The organism is Corynebacterium sp. 32222D000AT, from assembly GCF_053546955.1.
In genome coordinates this window covers 1-16701 of record NZ_JBPPVW010000020.1, presented here as the reverse complement: position 1 = coordinate 16701, position 16701 = coordinate 1, and the positions used below count along the sequence as shown (strand labels likewise).

12 protein-coding genes are annotated in these 16701 nt (G+C 67.2%); 7 read left to right on the top strand and 5 right to left on the bottom strand.

Annotation, left to right across the window (positions count from 1 at the left end; translation table 11 throughout):
• Nucleotides 1-333 precede the first annotated feature (333 nt).
• On the top strand, nucleotides 334-621 hold the full coding sequence (locus tag ACEE23_RS10060; protein WP_368520485.1) for a peptidase M23: 288 nt from the start codon (nucleotides 334-336) through the stop codon (nucleotides 619-621).
• A 36-nt stretch (nucleotides 622-657) separates the two neighbouring features.
• On the opposite strand, the gene ACEE23_RS10055 is transcribed toward ACEE23_RS10060, so the two are convergent.
• Together ACEE23_RS10055 and ACEE23_RS10050 are read right to left on the bottom strand one after the other, a co-directional pair.
• Nucleotides 658-2166, bottom strand: a complete 1509-nt coding sequence (locus tag ACEE23_RS10055; protein WP_368520486.1) for a hypothetical protein — start codon at nucleotides 2164-2166, stop codon at nucleotides 658-660.
• 241 nt (nucleotides 2167-2407) lie between these two features.
• Nucleotides 2408-3961 (bottom strand): catalase, encoded by a 1554-nt coding sequence (locus ACEE23_RS10050; RefSeq protein WP_368521518.1) that lies wholly within the window; start codon nucleotides 3959-3961, stop codon nucleotides 2408-2410.
• Between the two features lie 194 nt (nucleotides 3962-4155).
• Between ACEE23_RS10050 and ACEE23_RS10045 the strand changes: the two genes are divergently transcribed.
• Together ACEE23_RS10045 and ACEE23_RS10040 are read left to right on the top strand one after the other, a co-directional pair.
• On the top strand, nucleotides 4156-4725 hold the full coding sequence (locus tag ACEE23_RS10045) for an RNA polymerase sigma factor (RefSeq protein ID WP_448872452.1): 570 nt from the start codon (nucleotides 4156-4158) through the stop codon (nucleotides 4723-4725).
• 222 nt (nucleotides 4726-4947) lie between these two features.
• A complete protein-coding gene (locus tag ACEE23_RS10040) occupies nucleotides 4948-6363 on the top strand; it encodes a YkvI family membrane protein (protein ID WP_368520489.1) in 1416 nt (471 codons plus the stop codon).
• A gap of 78 nt (nucleotides 6364-6441) precedes the next feature.
• Here ACEE23_RS10040 and ACEE23_RS10035 read toward each other — a convergent pair whose 3' ends face one another.
• On the bottom strand, nucleotides 6442-7473 hold the full coding sequence (locus ACEE23_RS10035; protein WP_368521520.1) for an aspartate-semialdehyde dehydrogenase: 1032 nt from the start codon (nucleotides 7471-7473) through the stop codon (nucleotides 6442-6444).
• Between the two features lie 63 nt (nucleotides 7474-7536).
• A complete protein-coding gene (locus ACEE23_RS10030) occupies nucleotides 7537-8802 on the bottom strand; it encodes an aspartate kinase (RefSeq protein ID WP_368520491.1) in 1266 nt (421 codons plus the stop codon).
• 189 nt (nucleotides 8803-8991) lie between these two features.
• Between ACEE23_RS10030 and ACEE23_RS10025 the strand changes: the two genes are divergently transcribed.
• Nucleotides 8992-9855, top strand: coding sequence for a DMT family transporter (locus tag ACEE23_RS10025; protein ID WP_368521521.1), 864 nt, complete (start codon nucleotides 8992-8994; stop codon nucleotides 9853-9855).
• Nucleotides 9856-9876: 21 nt separating this feature from the next.
• Here ACEE23_RS10025 and ACEE23_RS10020 read toward each other — a convergent pair whose 3' ends face one another.
• Entirely contained in the window at nucleotides 9877-11025 is a 1149-nt protein-coding gene (locus tag ACEE23_RS10020; protein ID WP_368521522.1) for a mannosyltransferase family protein, read from the bottom strand.
• Nucleotides 11026-11520: 495 nt separating this feature from the next.
• Here ACEE23_RS10020 and leuA point away from each other — a divergent pair, with 495 nt between their 5' ends.
• From leuA to ACEE23_RS10005, 3 genes are all read left to right on the top strand, one after another.
• Nucleotides 11521-13338, top strand: a complete 1818-nt coding sequence (leuA, locus tag ACEE23_RS10015) for a 2-isopropylmalate synthase (protein WP_368520494.1) — start codon at nucleotides 11521-11523, stop codon at nucleotides 13336-13338.
• 281 nt (nucleotides 13339-13619) lie between these two features.
• On the top strand, nucleotides 13620-15380 hold the full coding sequence (locus ACEE23_RS10010; protein WP_448872448.1) for a hypothetical protein: 1761 nt from the start codon (nucleotides 13620-13622) through the stop codon (nucleotides 15378-15380).
• Between the two features lie 76 nt (nucleotides 15381-15456).
• A partial coding sequence (locus tag ACEE23_RS10005; protein ID WP_448873590.1) for a DNA polymerase III subunit epsilon occupies nucleotides 15457-16701 on the top strand: 1245 nt, incomplete at its 3' end.

Genomic DNA, 16701 nt, shown 5'->3' with positions numbered 1-16701 from the left:
TGCGGCGCCGCCCCTATTCCCTATCACTCACAACGGATTTAAACCGCTAGTCCGCCCCCTAAGCGGACTACGTGAGCGAGACCTAGCCTAGCACCCCGAAGTGTCAGATCCTAGCTCACCAGCACTTTCACAGAATCCTGTTAAGGTATCTCCAATTGCGGCATAAAGCTGACAAAATCATCACCGCCGTATGCTGCGCATTTTCATTCATCCTAAAATCTGGGTGGAAAACGCAACCCCGGGCGAGCACGCCCCGGGCGGGCAGGCAGCACACCGGCAGGCGCTCCGAGAACCGGCCCGGCGCGGCCAGGAAATGGGCTAGATTGGACAACCATGATGGAATTCCAGGACGCAGTCGCCAAGGCCTACCAACACCGCGGGCCGCTCTCCGGCGCGGCCGAGACCGACACCCACTGGCTTTTCAGCCCGGCCCACCCAGACAAGGAGCTGGGCCCGACGTTTGTGAACCGGGAAACTGGTGAGCTCGAGCAGTACGACACCGATCCCCGCAATTGGCGCCCGCGCCTGCAGCTCTTCCGCGCGCAGAACCCGCAGCCGCGCCCCATCCCCGAGCAGTACTTCGGCGAGCCCGAGGCCCTCGAGGACCCCCAGGACAACTAATTCTTCCCCGCTAGTGCCTAGGCCCGAGCCGGGCGCCTAAGCCCGGGCCGGGCGGACACTGGAGCGATTAGCCCACCACACGCCGGCGCCGCCGATGACGGCGACGGCCGCGAGCACGCCCAGCGACATCCACAGCAGGGACTGCTGGCCGCCGTTGCCCACCACGGTCAGGGCATTGGTGGCCCAGTTCAGCGGCAGCAGGTTGGCGATGACCTGCCAGTAGGTCGGGGCATCGCTGGCCGCGACCGACTTCCAGAACCAGCCGACCACGCCCACCTGCACGATGCCCAGGATGGCCGCGGCCACCATGCCACCGGAGCGGCCCAGCAGCCCCACGAGCGCCCGGGTGACTACCGCGGCGGCGACCGCGGCGAGGGCGAAGACACCGGCGCTGATGGCTGCCGCGGCGGCGGTCAGGCCGGTGGCCAGCACGAACAGGGCCACCTCGCCCGCGGCCACCAGGCCGACCAGGCCGCCGAGCAGGCTCAGCCACCCGCGCTGGGTGGACAGCCAGCCCAGGCCGATACCGCCCAGCATTACCAGCGCGGCGATCAGCATGGCCACCACCGGGGCCAGCAGCCGCGAGGGGCCGGCGTCCTGCCCGTCCGCGGCGAACTGGACCGGCGGCATGGCGCGCTGGATGGATTCCACCTTGGTCTTGTTCTGATCGGCCATCCCGTCGATCTTGCGCGCGCCCTCGTCCAGCTCGTTGATGCCGTTGACGGCCTCGTCGGCGCCGCCGTCTAACTCCCCGATGGCGGCGTTGAGCTGCTTGGCGCCCTCCGTCGCGGAGTAGATGCCGTCGTGGTAGGCATAGCCGGGCACCGCCAGCTGGTTGGACAGCTCGCGGGAGCCGTCCTTCAGGCGGTTGAGCTCCCCGGTGATGGACTCGTCAATCTTGAAGGTATCGACCTGGCCGCGCAGGTCCTTGAGCTGACCGCGCAGCTTCTTCGCGTCCGCGGAGTCGTTGCCGCGCAGATCCCCCAGCGCGCCGTCGATGGCGGTCAGGATCTGCCCGCGGACCACCTCGATACCGGTGATCTGATCGACGGCCTGGCCGACCCCGTCGGCGAGCTCGGTAGCGCCCGCGCCCAGCTGGCCGGTGCCGGCTTGCAGCTGCACCAAGCCGTCCACCAGCTCCTGGGTGCCCTGGCTGAGCTGATCCACGCCGCCGGTGATCTCCCCGGTGCGGTCCTTGAGTTGGCCGGTGCCGTCGGCCAGCTGCTGCGTGCCGGACTTGAGGAAGCCGGCCTGACTCTGGGCCTCGCCGGTCGCACGCCGGGCGTCAACCAGCTCGTTCGGATCGATGCCGGCGGGGGCGTCGGCGGCCGGGGCGCCGGTCACCCCCTCCTCCGAGTCGGCGGAGTTCCAGGCCTTCTCCGGGCTCATCCCCACCGCGGCAGCAATACCGGCGCAGGCGGCGAGCAGCACCAGAACGACCAGAGCCGCCAGCCCGGACCGGAAGCGGTGGGGTTGGCGGTGGCCGTCCGCGGAATCCGCGGCGGCAGAGGGGCTGGCGGGGCTAGCAAGGCGGGCGTCGTTCATACTAAGAAACGATATCTACCAGCACCTATAGTTTCGGCTAGGCGCGCCGTTTCGGCCACTGCTGCCATTTTTATTCCCGGCGGGCCGGCCCCGGTGCCGCGCCGGCCGCAGCGCTTGCCGCCCGGCGGCGCGCGGGGAGGCTGATGTAGTGCACAAAGCACTGTACCCCGCGGTTTCCCGCGGGGTACTAGCTATCTTCGGCCGTTTCTAGCCGGGTGGAACGGCTGGGTCAGCGCGCTGGTTACTTCTTCTCGGCGAAGAGCTCGCGGACGCGCTTGCCCAGGTTCTCGTCTACCTGATCCCAGTAGTGGTAGACCTGCTGCTCGACCTGCTCAGAGACACCAGCCATGGCGTTGGTGATGTTGTCGGCCAGGCGCTCCTTCTCACCGTCATCCATGACCTCGCGGTAGAGGATGCCCGGCTGGATGAAGTCGTCATCCTCGGCGTGCTTGACGTACGGGGCGCGCGACAGGTCGGTGCCGTGCGGGTCCGGGTTGACGTAGAGATCGCTAGCCTGACCGAAGTCATCGTGCTGGTTGGAGGTCTCACCGTCGTCCAGGTAGCCCGCACCCTTGTCGTAGCGGCTCGGGGAGTAGACCGGATCCTGCGGGTCGTTGAACAGGAAGGACATCGGGCCCTCGTGCTCGTAGGTGTTGACCTTATCCGCGTTCAGCGGCTGGTTGACCGGCAGCTGCTTGTAGTTCGGCCCGATGCGGTAGCGCTGCTGGTCGGAGTAGGCGAACACGCGGCCCTGCAGCATGCGGTCCGGGGACAGGCCCACGCCCGGGACCAGGTTGGCCGGGTCCAGGGCCAGCTGCTCAATCTGCGCGAAGAAGTTACGCGGGTTGCGGTTGAGCACGAAGTAGCCCACATCGTGCAGCGGGTAGTCCTTCTGCGACCAGGTCTTGGTCAGGTCGAAGGGGTTGAAGCGGTAGGTCTCCGCGTCCTCGAAAGGCATGATCTGGACCTTGACGTCCCAGACCGGGTAGTCACCGCGCTCGATGGCGTTGTAGAGATCCTCGCGGTGGTAGTCGGCGTTCTGGCCGGCCATCTCCGCCGCCTCGGCGTCGGTGAAGCAGTCCCAGCCCTGGCGGGTCTTGAAGTGGTACTTGATCCAGACCGGCTTGCCTTCCTCGTTGATCCACTGGAAGGTGTGGGAGCCGAAGCCGTCCTGGTGGCGGGAGGTCTTCGGGGTACCGCGGTCACCCATCAGGTAGGTCACCTGGTGCGCCGACTCCGGGGAGCGGGTCCAGAAGTCCCACTGCATATCCGCGTTGCGCAGGCCGTTGGTGCCCAGGCGCTTCTGGGAGTGGATGAAGTCCGGGAACTTAATGGCATCCCGGATGAAGAAGGTCGGGGTGTTGTTGCCCACGATGTCGTAGTTGCCGTCCTCGGTGTAGAAGCGCATGGCAAAGCCGTGCACGTCGCGCCAGGTGTCCGGGGAGCCCTGCTCACCGGCGACGGTGGAGAAACGGATGGCCATCGGGGTAACGGTGCCCTTCTGGAAGAGCTTGGCCTTGGTGTACTGGGAGACATCCTCGGTGATGTGCAGCTCACCGAAGGCGCCGTGCCCCTTGGCGTGCGGGGTGCGCTCCGGGACCCGCTCGCGGTTGAAGTGCGCCAGCTTCTCAATCAGGTGAACGTCATTGAGCACGTTCGGGCCCTGCGGGCCGGCGGTGATGGAACGGTTCTCCGACGCTACCGGCTGGCCGGACGGGCGGGTGGTCTGGCCCTCGCCGGCGGTGCGGTTGCCGCGGCCCAGGATCTGGTCTGCTGCAGAAGAATCTTGAGTCATGGGGTATGCCTCCTTCAGTGGCAATATTGGTCAGCTATCAAAAGCCGTTGGCTTATAGTCTAGCCCATTTAATAGCGGTTGGCAAACAAACTCCAACTATTGATAGGTTTGCCTCAGTCAGGGTTCGTGCAGCACCCTGCCTGGCCCCCAGTGTAGGTCCAAAACCGCTTTCGGCGCCTGGTAAATTCAGGATGATGAAACACCACTCCGCAGCCGACGACGCGCGCGTCACCGACCTGGCCCTTGCCGCCGGGCGCGGTGACCGCCGCGCGCTGACGGAGTTCATCCGCGCCACCCAGGACGACGTCTGGCGCCTCCTAGCTCACCTGGCCGGGCCCGAAAACGCCGACGACCTAGCGCAAGAAACCTACCTGCGGGTCATCTCCGCCCTCCCCCACTTCGCCGCCCGGTCCTCCGCCCGCACCTGGCTACTCTCCCTCGCCCGCCGCGCCTGGGTGGACAACATCCGCCACGACATGGCCCGGCCCCGCAAGTCCGCCACCTCCTACGAGGACGCCGCCGCCCAGGCCCCCGCCCTGGAAAACTCCGCCACCTGGAGCGACTGGATCGACGCCCGCGCGCTCATCGACGCCCTCCCCGCCGACCGCCGGGAGGCCCTCATCCTGACCCAGGTGCTGGGCTATACCTACGAGGAAGCCGCCAAAATCACCGGCGTGCGCGTCGGCACCATCCGCTCGCGCGTCGCCCGCGCCCGCAAGGACCTCATCACCGCCACGGAGGCCAGCCAGAACTCCGCCGACTGAGGGCTCGCCAGATTGTGCCCAAATAGTGACAAACGGGAGAAAAGCTGGGCACATCCAGGCCGGGACACCTGGCCGGCCGGTTAACATTGTGAATTTCCGGGCGGTCTGTCTGGTGTTTACCCGGAAAACCAGGCCAGAAACAGGTAAATTCATAAACCGTACGTTTTTAGGCCCACCTCGGGCTACGCTGCTTTTTGATAACAGATTTGGGGTTTAACTTCCATGTTTAAACGCGCCATAGCAATCTCGATGGCGTTCATCGGCGTCGTCGTCGGCGCCGGCTTCGCCTCCGGCCAGGAAGCCATGCAGTACTTCGTGGCATTCGGCGAATGGGGCCTAATCGGCATCGCCCTGGCCGCCGGCCTGATGATGATCACCGGCATCTCCATCCTGCAGCTGGGCTCCTACTTCCAAGCCTCGGAGCACACCGCCGTCTACGAAAAGGTCTCCGGGCCGATTACGTCCCGGATCCTCGACTGGTCCACGCTGGCCACGCTGTTTAGCATCGGCTTCGTGATGTTCGCCGGTGGCGGCTCGAACATCACCCAGCAGTTCCCGAGCATCCCCGTGTGGGTGGGCGGAACCGTCATGCTGGTTTTGGTGCTGCTGGTCGGCCTGCTCGACGTGGACCGCGTGACCACCGTCATCGGCACCATCACGCCGTTCATCGTCATCTTCATCGTCCTGGCCACCGGCTACACCATCCTCACCGTGGACGTGGACTTCAGCCAGATGCACGAGTGGACCACCAACAACGTGGATACCACCCTGCCGAACTGGTGGATTTCCGCACTGAACTACACCGGCCTGAACGTCATGTGCGCGGTGTCGATGTCCATCGTCATCGGCGGCAACTTCCTGGACAACCGCGCCGTCGGCTGGGGCGGCCTCATCGGCGGCATCATCTACCTGATCCTGCTGGCCCTGCTGGTCTTCTCCCTGTTCTTCGTCGCCCCGACCGTCAACGGCCAGGACATGCCGGTGCTGGAGCTCATCAACACCATCCACCCGACCCTGGGCTACGTCATGACCTTTGTCATCTACGGCATGGTCTTCAACACCGCGGTGGGCATGTTCTACGCGCTGGGCAAGCGCCTGACCCGCTCCAAGCCACAGCTGTTCTACCCAGTCTACTGCGTGGCCTGCCTCATCGGCTTCGTGCTGTCCTTCGTGGGCTTCCAGCAGCTGGTCAGCAATGTCTACCCGATCCTGGGCTACCTCGGCCTGCTGATGATCGTCGTGATGTCCTTTACCTGGATCCGCAGCCGCGGCAAGCTCATGGACGAGTCCGACCGCCGCATGCGCGCCCGCACCCTGGTGCAGCGCAAGCTGGACCCGCGCGAGCGCTTCACCAAGAAGAACGAGCGCGAGCTCGCCCGCCTGGCCGCGGCCTCCAACATGGCCACCGGCGAATTCGAGGACCTCGTCGCCGAGGAGATCTACGAAGAGCTCGAGGCGGACGAGGAGCTCGAGGACTTCGACCGCGAGGACCTGGATCCTTCCGTGACCTACGTCCAGCACACCAAGCCGGAGGTTCCGTCTGCTGACAACGACCTCGACTTCGACGGGCATAAGGACAATTCCAAGGGCCCCGGTTCCACGCCGCAGTCCGGCGCCTCCCCTGCCTCTCAGGACTAGCGCTAAGCCCCCGCCCGTCGGGAACAATTAAAGGCCCACCCTCGCGGGTGGGCCTTTTGCCATGGGCAGATGCCTGGTTTAGACCAGCAGCTCGGCGATCTGGATGGTGTTGAGCGCTGCGCCCTTGCGCAGGTTGTCGCCGGCAACGACCAGAACGAGGCCGCGGTTGTCGTCCACGGTCTGGTCCTGGCGCACGCGGCCGACCAGGCAGTCGTCGATGCCGGTGGCGGCCAGCGAGGTCGGCACGTCCACGACCTTCACGCCCGGGGCGTTCCCCAGCAGTTCCAGGGCCCTATCCGGGGTGATGGACTTGTCGAACTCGGCGTGGATGGTCATGGTGTGGCCGGTAAAGACCGGGATGCGCACGCAGGTGCCGGCGACCTTCAGATCCGGCAGGCCCAGGATCTTGCGGGACTCGTTGCGCAGCTTCTGCTCCTCGTCGGTCTCCAGGGAGCCGTCATCGACCAGGTTGCCGGCCATCGGCAGCGCGTTGAACGCGATCGGGGCGACGTAGGGGCCGGTGTCCTCGCCGTCCAGGCGGGAGCCGTCGTGGACCAGGTCCACGTTGTGCTCGCCGACCTGGTAGACCTGCGCGGCGAGGGTCTCCACGCCGGCCAGGCCGGAGCCGGAGACGGCCTGGTAGGAGGACACGTGCAGCTGGCGCAGGCCGGCGGCATCGCTGAGCGGCTTGAGCACCGGCATGGCTGCCATGGTGGTGCAGTTCGGGTTCGCGATGATGCCCTTGGGCAGATCCTTGGCCTCGCCCGGATTGACCTCCGCCACGATGAGCGGCACGTCCGGGTCCTTACGGAAGGCCGAGGAGTTGTCCACGACCGTGGCGCCGGCGGCAGCGAAGACGGGCGCCCACTGGCGGGAGGTGTCCCCGCCGGCGGAAAACAGCGCGATGTCCACGTCCGCGACGGACTCCTCGGTGACCTCGGCCAGGTCCTCGACCGTCACCTGCTGGCCGGCGAATTCCAGCTCCGTGCCGGCGGACCGGGAGGAAGCAAAGAAGCGGATCTTGTCCAGCGGGAACTTGCGCTCCTCCAGGATCTGCCGCATCACGCGGCCGACTTGTCCGGTTGCCCCTACTACCGCCACGGTGGTCATGATTGTAAAACTCCTTGTCTCGTACGTGCCGTACTTGTGTGGTTGGTGCTGTGACTGCGCGCTTTAGCGTCCGGTTCCAGCGTAGACCGTGGCGGTTTCCTCGCCACCCAGCTGGAACTTCTCGTGCAGCGCCCGGGCCGCCTTGTCCAGGTCGGCCTCGCGGGTCAGCACGGAGATGCGGATCTCCGAGGTGGAGATGAGCTCCATGTTGACGCCGACGTCGCGCAGGGCCTCGGTGAAATCAGCGGTCACGCCCGGGTGCGACTTCATGCCGGCGCCCACCAGGGAGACCTTGCCGACCTGGTCGTCGTAGAGCACGTTGGACCAGTCGCCCTCGCCGCGCAGCTTGGACAGCAGCTCCATGGCGCGCGGGCCGTCGGCGCGCGGGCAGGTGAAGGTGATGTCCGTGCGGCCGTCGTCCAGGGAGGAGACGTTCTGCAGGACCATGTCGATGTTGATCTCGGCATCCGCGATGGCGCGGAAGACCTTGGCCGCCTCGCCCGGGCGGTCAGGGATGCCCAGGACGGTCACCTTGGCCTCGGACTTGTCAGTGGCGACACCGGTCAGTACTGCTTCTTCCATGGGAATATCCTCCATCGACCCGACGATCAGGGTGCCGGGGTCATTGCTATAAGACGAGCGAACTCTTAACGGAACATTAAAGGCGCGGGCGTATTCAACGCTGCGCAGCACCAAGATCTTGGAACCGACCGCGGCCAGCTCCAGCATCTCTTCGAAAGACAGCTTCTCCAGCTTCTGGGCGTTCGGCACGATGCGCGGATCGGCGGTGTAGATGCCGTCGACGTCGGAGTAAATCTCGCACACGTCGGCGTTCAGGGCCGCGGCCAGCGCCACGGCGGTCGTATCCGAACCGCCCCGGCCCAGGGTGGTCACGTCGCGCGACTCCTTGTTCACGCCCTGGAAACCCGCCACGATGCAAATCTTGCCCTTGTCGAGGGCCTCCGTGATGCGCCCCGGGGTCACGTCCACGATCCGGGCGTTGCCGTGCCGCTCCGTGGTCAGGACGCCGGCCTGGGAGCCGGTGAAGGACTGCGCGTGCGCGCCCAGGGATTCCACGGCCATCGCGACCAGCGAATTGGAGATGCGCTCACCGGCGGTCAGCAGCATATCCATCTCGCGGCGCGGGGGAACGGGGTTGACCTGGGCTGCCAAGTCCAACAGCTCGTCCGTGGTATCACCCATGGCGGAGCACACGACCACCACGTCGTTGCCGGCCTTCTTGGTGGCGACGATCCGCTCGGCAACCGCGCGGATGCGCTCGGCCGATTCCAGGGAAGAGCCACCGTATTTTTGAACGACTAAGGCCACCTGCTGTTGCCACCTTTCGCGAATACTAGTCTGCTTGAATACCTGTCAATCAGTAGTCAAGTGCTCATGTTACCCCGCGCGATTCACGGAGCCAGCATTTACATGCACCCCTTTCATGGTAGAGCTTTTTGCGCGACATCGGTGCCCCAATGGGCACAGAATTCCGTAGCATTCACTACGGTTGGGTAGGTGTTAAGCAGTCTCGTCGCCATCTTCTTCGCCTTGGCCTCGGCCCTCACCGTGGCCTGGGGGACAGTGGTACGGCACCGGATTGCCCTCGATGCCCCCTCCTCGGTCATGCGCACCGCCATGACCCAGCCGTTGTGGTGGGTGGGCACCTTCGCCGCGCTGGCGGCCTACGGGCTGCAGGTCGTCGCCTTGGGCTTCGGCACCCTGCTCATCGTCCAGCCCATCCTGGTCATGTCCCTGATGTTCACACTGCCCTTGGCGGCCTGGTATTCCCGCCGCCGCATGAGCGGGCAGGAGATCGGCTGGTCCCTGGTGCTGACCGTCGCGGTGGGCACGCTCATCATCCTGGGACGCCCCAGCGCCGGCAAACCACAGCCGGCCGTCTCCGACTGGGCGCCGGCGCTGCTAGTGGGCATCACCGTCATGGCGGTGCTGGCCTTTATCGGCTGGCGCCACCGCAGCCAGCGCGCCCTGATGCTCGGCACGATCTGCGGCGGCATCTACGGGTACGTGGCGGTGCTGTCCAAGGCGGTCGTCGATATCTTCGCCCACTCCGGCGTAGGCGAGCTCCTGACCAGCTGGGAGTTCTACGCGCTTATCGCCACCGCCGCCACCGGCACGGTGGTCCAGCAGTATTCCTTCCACGCCGGCCCGCTCAAGCAGTCGCTGCCCGCGATGACCATCGTCGAGCCCATGGTCGCCTTCCTGCTGGGCTATGCCATCCTCGGCGAGAAATTCCAGATCACCTCCGCCGCCGGCTGGGCGGTGATGGGCGTGGCGCTGGCCCTCATGATCGCAGCCACCATCGTGCTCTCCCAGCAGTCCGTCGGCAGCGGCGAGAAATCACGCAGCGAACCGCGCTAGCCGCCGAACCGCGCTAGCCGCCTAGATGGCCCACTCGAACACGGCCAGCATATAGGCCGAGAACCAGGCGCCGAATAGCACCCATAGGGCCACCAGCAGCCCCATGGCCCAGCCGGGCAGGCGGCGGAAGCCGGCAACCAGCAGCGGCAGCATCACGATGACCGCCGGCAGCAGCAGCCGCGGGCGCGAGTGCATGATGCCGTCGGAGGCCAAGACGTTGACCATCAGCGCCGCGCTAAACCACCACGGCGCCAGCCCCATCCGGCGCCACGCCAGGACCAGGCACAGCGGGGCGGCCAGCATCACGGCGGTAGTCAGCAGGAAGCCGGCGTTGTCCGCGCTGGTCAGGCTCGTGCCCACCCAACGCAGGCTAGCGAGCCCGCCGTCGAAGCCGGAGTTCCAGTGCTTTTGCTGGGTCCCGAAGTACCCGCCCACCGCGGTGAGGTGGGAATTCGCCCAGGCCAGGTAGGCCACCAGCGGGACCGTGGAGACCACCAGCCCCGCCCACGCGGACCACTGCCGGAGGCCGTAGACCAGCACGGCCAGGGCGAATGCGGCGAGCATATCCACCGCGGTCAGGCGCACCAGGCCCAGGCAGAAAACCAGCGCCGCCGCGGACCACCAGCGCCTGTCCCACAGCGCCACCAGGGCCCAGATGGCCAGCGCCCCGAAGAGCGCCTCGGTATAGGGCATGGCAAGGACGATGGCCATCGGCGCGCCGGTCACCACCGCCGCCGCGGCCAGGCGGTAGCCCCGCCCCGGCGCGGCCCCGCAGTACAAGGCCACCCGGTTGGCCAAGGCCATGGACCCGGCGGCCAGCACGACGGTCAGCGCGATGTTGAGCACCACCGCCAGGGTGGAATAGTGCACCCCGGTCAGCGCGTGCCCGGCGCGCAACAGGAAGGGGAAGCCGGGGAAAAACGCCAGGGTCTTCTCATAGGCCGGGCCGTCGTCGGCTATCTGGGCCTCGAAGTAGCCGTGAGCGGCGATCTGCGTGTAGTACTCGGCATCCCACTTGTTGAGCAGGTCCCCGAGGCGCTGGCCGTTAGCCGCCCCCATGCCCGCGAGTACCCCCAGGCGCAGGGCCGAACCGCCCAGGCCGACGGCCGCGGCCCCCGCCCAGTCGCGGCGGTGCAGCCGGGGCGCGTCGGTACTCTTGGTTTCTTCCACGTCTGAAAATGGTAGCGGCCCGCCGCGCGCACGGGAAGCCGCAGCACACCTCGCGCACGGCTGGGGTTTTCCTCCCCGCGGCGTCGCCACAGCGCAGAATTTCCCATCTAATGAAATAAAAGAATATTTAGTTGCCACCCCGTGGAATGGCATGTAGTCTGTGCCACATGACTTCGCGGCAAATGCTACTACTTATCAGCCGCGGTGGGATTTAGCCCCAGCCCGGTTTGCCCGACGGTTTGGATGCAGGCACTGCATCCCCCGACCGGCAGATTGCGGTCAGCGCCCCGCCGCGGTGACCTCGCCGCGCCCGTGCCGGCTTATCCCCTACGCTGACCGCCCCGCATTTCGCCGGAGGGCTCACCCAATCACCACCACTTGGTTTTGACGCCACGCGCGCATTCCGCGCCAACTATCGCACAGTCTCCGCCGCCCGTTAAGGCAGACCAGCTAATAGCAACGACCACGAAGACCACGCAGAAAAGGAACGACACCATGAGCCCGAACGACGCATTCATCTCCGCCCCGCGCGAAATCACCACCCCGGCCGGCCCCCGCCGGGAAGGCCAGCCGGCCTGGAATAAGCAGCGCAATTCCTCCATGCCGGTAAGCCGCTACCAGCCGTTTGCCACCGAGGTAGAAGACATCCGCTTGCCGGACCGCACCTGGCCGGACAAGACCATCACGCACGCGCCGCAGTGGTGCGCGGTGGATTTGCGCGACGGCAACCAGGCGCTCATCGACCCGATGAGCCCCGAGCGCAAGCACCGCATGTTCGACCTGTTGGTCAAGATGGGCTACAAGGAGATCGAGGTCGGCTTCCCCTCAGCCTCCCAGACGGACTTCGACTTCGTCCGCGAAATCATCGAGCAGAACAAGATCCCGGAGGACGTCACCATCCAGGTGCTGGTCCAGGCGCGTGAGCACCTGATCCGCCGCACCTTCGAGGCCTGCGCCGGCGCCAAGAACGTCATCGTGCACTTCTACAACTCGACCTCGAAGCTGCAGCGCCGCGTGGTCTTCCGCAAGGACAAGCCGGCTATCAAGAAGCTGGCCACCGACGCCGCGCAGCTGATCCGCGACATCGCGCAGGACTACCCGGACACCAACTGGCGCTGGGAGTACTCGCCGGAGTCCTTCACCGGCACCGAGCTGGAGTTTGCGGTCGAGGTCTGCGACGCGGTCGTGGACATCATGGATCCGAGCCCCGGGGACCCGATGATCATCAACCTGCCGTCGACGGTGGAGATGATTTCGCCCAACGTGTACGCGGATTCCATCGAGTGGATGCACCGCAACTTCGCCCGGCGCGCCGACATCATCATGTCCCTGCACCCGCACAACGACCGCGGCGAGGGCATCGCCGCCGCGGAGCTGGGCTACCTGGCCGGCGCCGACCGCATCGAGGGCTGCCTGTTCGGCAACGGCGAGCGCACCGGCAACGTGGACCTGATCACGCTGGGCCTGAACATGCTGACCCAGGGCGTCGATCCCCAGATTGATTTCACGGATCTGCCGGCCATCCGCGAGACCGTGGAGTACTGCAACCAGCTGCGCGTCCCGGAGCGCCACCCCTACGGCGGCGAGTTGGTCTTCACCGCGTTTTCCGGCTCCCACCAGGACGCCATCAACAAGGGCCTGGACGCCATGGCGGACCAGGTCGTGCCGGGCGCCAACAACACGGAAGTCTCCTGGGATCAGCTGCGGGAGACCACCTGGGAGGTGCCCTACCTGCCCATCGACCCGAAGGACGTGGGCCGCGACTACCAGGCGGTCATCCGCGTCAACTCCCAGTCCGGCAAGGGCGGGGTTGCCTACATCATGAAGACCGACCACGGCATCAACATGCCGCGGGCCATGCAGAGTGAGTTCTCCGCCGTGGTCCAGGCGGTCACGGACGCCGAGGGCGGCGAGATTAACTCCAAGAACATGTGGGATATCTTCGCCCGGGAATACCTGGATCGCACCGCCCCGCTGGAGCAGGTCCACGTCTCCATCGACAACGCGGAGGCCGCCGGCGGCGCCACGCAGTTGAGCGCCGAGGTCGTCTACAACGGCGAGACCTCCACCGTTAATGGCTCCGGTAACGGCCCCATCGCGGCTTATGCCAACGCCCTGGAAAACCTGGGACTGGAGTTCGAGGTCATCGAGTACTCGCAGCGCTCCCGCAGCGCCGGCGACGACGCGGAGGCCGCCTGCTACATCGCCGCCGACGTCAACGGCACCAAGGTCTGGGGCGTGGGGATCGCCGGTTCCACGACCACCGCATCCCTGCGCGCCATCGACTCCGCGGTCAACCGCGCGCTGGCCTAGCGCTTTCCCGCGCCCGCCCCGGCTGGGTTCTCCCCCAGCCCGGGGCGGGCCCGCGCGATTTGGTCCACCCCCTAAACTAGCTCCCGAGTCTGGGCCCCTAGCCCACCATTTCCCTGCGTATCCCCGTAACGCGCCCGGCGGCCCGCGGGTTGGCATTAGCAGTTGCCGACTTAAAGCTACTTAGATAATACTTAGGTACTGCATACTTCGTGCCCGCGTGCCCAAGCGCACACGGTCGCACGCGTGGTCATTGTCCTCAGGTTTCTAAGTCAGGAGGTGGAATGGACTCTACCTACGCGGTCCCTTTCCGGGGCTTCGGGACAACCCGCAAGCTGCCCGTACAGGGAGTATCCCCGGAGGTCTTTACCGACCTATTGTCTTCCCGCAGCGATCGCTTAGTGGACTGTACCTTAAGCGCCCGCGCGGCCGGCACGGGCTTCGACGTGCTGGTGGATGACCTAGTCATCGGCCAGTTGGCGCCCGAGTTCGCCAACGCCTATTCCGAGCTCGCCTGGGTTCTGGAGGCAGGCCTGTCACCCCTGGTGACCGCCGAGGTTCGCCTGACCGACGACTGGCCGGAGTTCTCCCTGCTGTTGCCGCGGCCGGGCCTATGCGTGCCCGTCAACAACCCGCCGGCGACCCCGTGGGCCATGCTCCCGGGCAGCGACTGCGGCGAGGGGCTCGTCCTGCGCGATTTCGAATCCGGGCTGCCGCACCTGCCGGAAGGCGACCAGCATGTCCTCGTCACGCTCACGGCCGAGCGGCACCTGACCCGCTACCGCGTCCACGCCATCATCAACGACCACGTCGTGGGGGAATTCTCCGGATCGCAGGCGCAGCACCTGGCCCGCACCGTGGTGCACCTGAACCACTCCGGCCGCACCGACGCCCGCTCCAGCCATGGGGCCACCGTGGTGCTGGCCTCGACCTCCGCCGCGGCACTGACCGCCCTCGCCGCCGCCCGGGCGAAGGCCTCCACCGCGCAGGCCTCTTTCTTCACCGGCGCTTACGGGTCCTCCGGCGCGGCGGGCCTCGGGACGGCCGGCGCTACCGCCGCCTCGGGCACCGCTGCCACCACCGCATCTACCGCATCCACCGCCACCGCAATCGGGGCGGGCAGCGCCACCGGGTTGAGTACCTCTGCCCTGGCCGTCGCCTCGAGCGTGCTAGTAGCCGTGGGCGGATTCGCCGTCACCTCCGCGAACTGGAACAAGGCGGAAGACCCGGACTATTCCGGTGGGCGCACCATCGCCGCCTCCTCCCCGCGCCAGCCTGCTGCCCCGACGCGCGCACACCGTCCCGGCTCCCCCGCTCCCAGCGCAGCCCCCGCCGGCGCGGATGGCAGCCGCCCCGCCCAGTCCGCGGCGCCGGCTGAGCCGGAGCCTGACCACACCAGCGTCCTACAGCCGGTTCTTGTGCAACTGGGCCTGTCTGAGCCGCTCCTGCCCGATCCGGGCCTGGCCCTAGCCGCTCCGCTGCTCCCCGCGCTGGCGGCCCCGGCCGCGGCCCCGGCGGACTTCCTCGATCCCCAGGTGATAATCCCCGTCACCGCGGGAAGCGGCCAGGGGACGTCCCCCACCCCGGATCCCGCGTACGGCTCCACCCCCGCTACCGGCACTACCCCCACCAGCGGTACCGCGCCCCGGAGCACCCGTAGCACCGGCACCCGCGACAGGAGCGCCGCGCGAACCACGCTCACCACGGGGACCGCGGCCACTACCCCGGGTTTTACGGGGCGCTCGCGCTCGGTAGAGCCCACGGATGACTCGACGGGGCCGACGGTCCCGCTGGGGCCGACAGATCCCACGTCGACTTCCAGTTCTTCCGGCACCACCCCGACCCCGGCAGCAACAACGACGCCAACGACGCCGACGACTGCTGCGCCGACTACGGCGCCCACCACGCCGACCGGGGAGCCGACGCCGGATAGGTCGGAGTGGACCGCGGAGGCTACCGCGACTATCCACGTGACGTTTAGCGCGGAACGCTCCACCGAACCGGCAGAGCCCACGGCTGCGGAGACTGCGGAGCCCACCCCTTAAACGGCGGGGCGCCGGTCTTGGCACTAGGGGCCCTGCTAATCGTCCCAGCGGAAAACGGTGAACTAGACTAGCCTCAATGAGTACTTCACCTGCGCGCCCGAACAACGGTTCCGGGTCTGAGTCCGCGACCTCGGCTGGGTCGACTCCGCCCAAGCCGCACGACCCGCGCGCCCAGCTTCCGGAGGACGCCGCGGCGGAACAGGCCGCCCCCGCCGCGGCGGACTTCCCCTTCGTCGCCCTGACCGTGCAGACCACCGGCATCCACCCGTCCACGGCCCGGCTCGTGGCCCTGGACGCGGTGACCTTCAACGCCGCCGGGGAAGTTGGCCAGGATTTCCACGCCGTCCTCAACCCCGGCAGCGATCCCGGCCCTAGGCACCTGCACGGGCTCAGCCACGAGGAGGTCTCCGCCGGCCAGAACTTCTCCCGGATCCTCAAACCCCTGGACCGTCTCCTGGACGGGCGCACCCTGGTCGTGCACGACACCCCCTTCGCGTGGGGATTCGTGGTCTCCGAGGCCCGGCGCGCCATGACGGCCGCGGCCCGGCAGAACCGGAGTCGCAACCGCAACCGCGGCAACAACCGCCGCCGCCGGCAGAAGGTCGGCCACGTGCCGGCCCCGGAGCTGATCATCGACACACTGGCCTCCGCGCGGCGCCAGGGCGCCCAGCTCGAGGACATCCGGCTGGCCACCACCGCCCGCCACTGCGGGGTGCTGACCCCGAGCGCGGTCGCCACCACGGAGCGGGCCAACGTCCCGGAATCGCAGACCTCTCGCGAGGCCACCGAGCTCCTCGTGGCCCTCTACCTCGCCCAGGCCGAGCGCGGGCCGCTGGCTGCCACCACCCCGGACGAGGTGCGCGGCGATAAATTCGGCCTGCAGCGCTCCCACCTGCGTGTGGACGCGGAGGAGGCCCCGCGCATCCACCAGAACCCCGGCCCCTACCGGCCCGGGCACGAGCTGGAGCCGGGTATGGAGATCGTCGTGGCCCCGGAGATCACGGCGGACCCGGACGAGATCATCGCCGCCATTACCCGGCACGAGCTCAACTACTCGGAAAAGCTCAGCCGGGAGACCTCCCTGGTGGTCTGCAACGTCACCACCGACCTGGTGGGCAAGCCCATGCACGCCCACCGCAAGGGCATCCCGCTGATGTCGGACCGGGCCTTCCTCGAGGCCGTCGAGCGCATCACTCCCGCCAGCGAGCAGGCCGGCGCGGATAACGCCGCGGCACAAGAGGCCGAGGGAAACAACACCACCGGCGCCAACCGGGGCGCGCGCAGCTCCCGCGGCGGCCGGGCCGAGGACAACGGCTCGCGT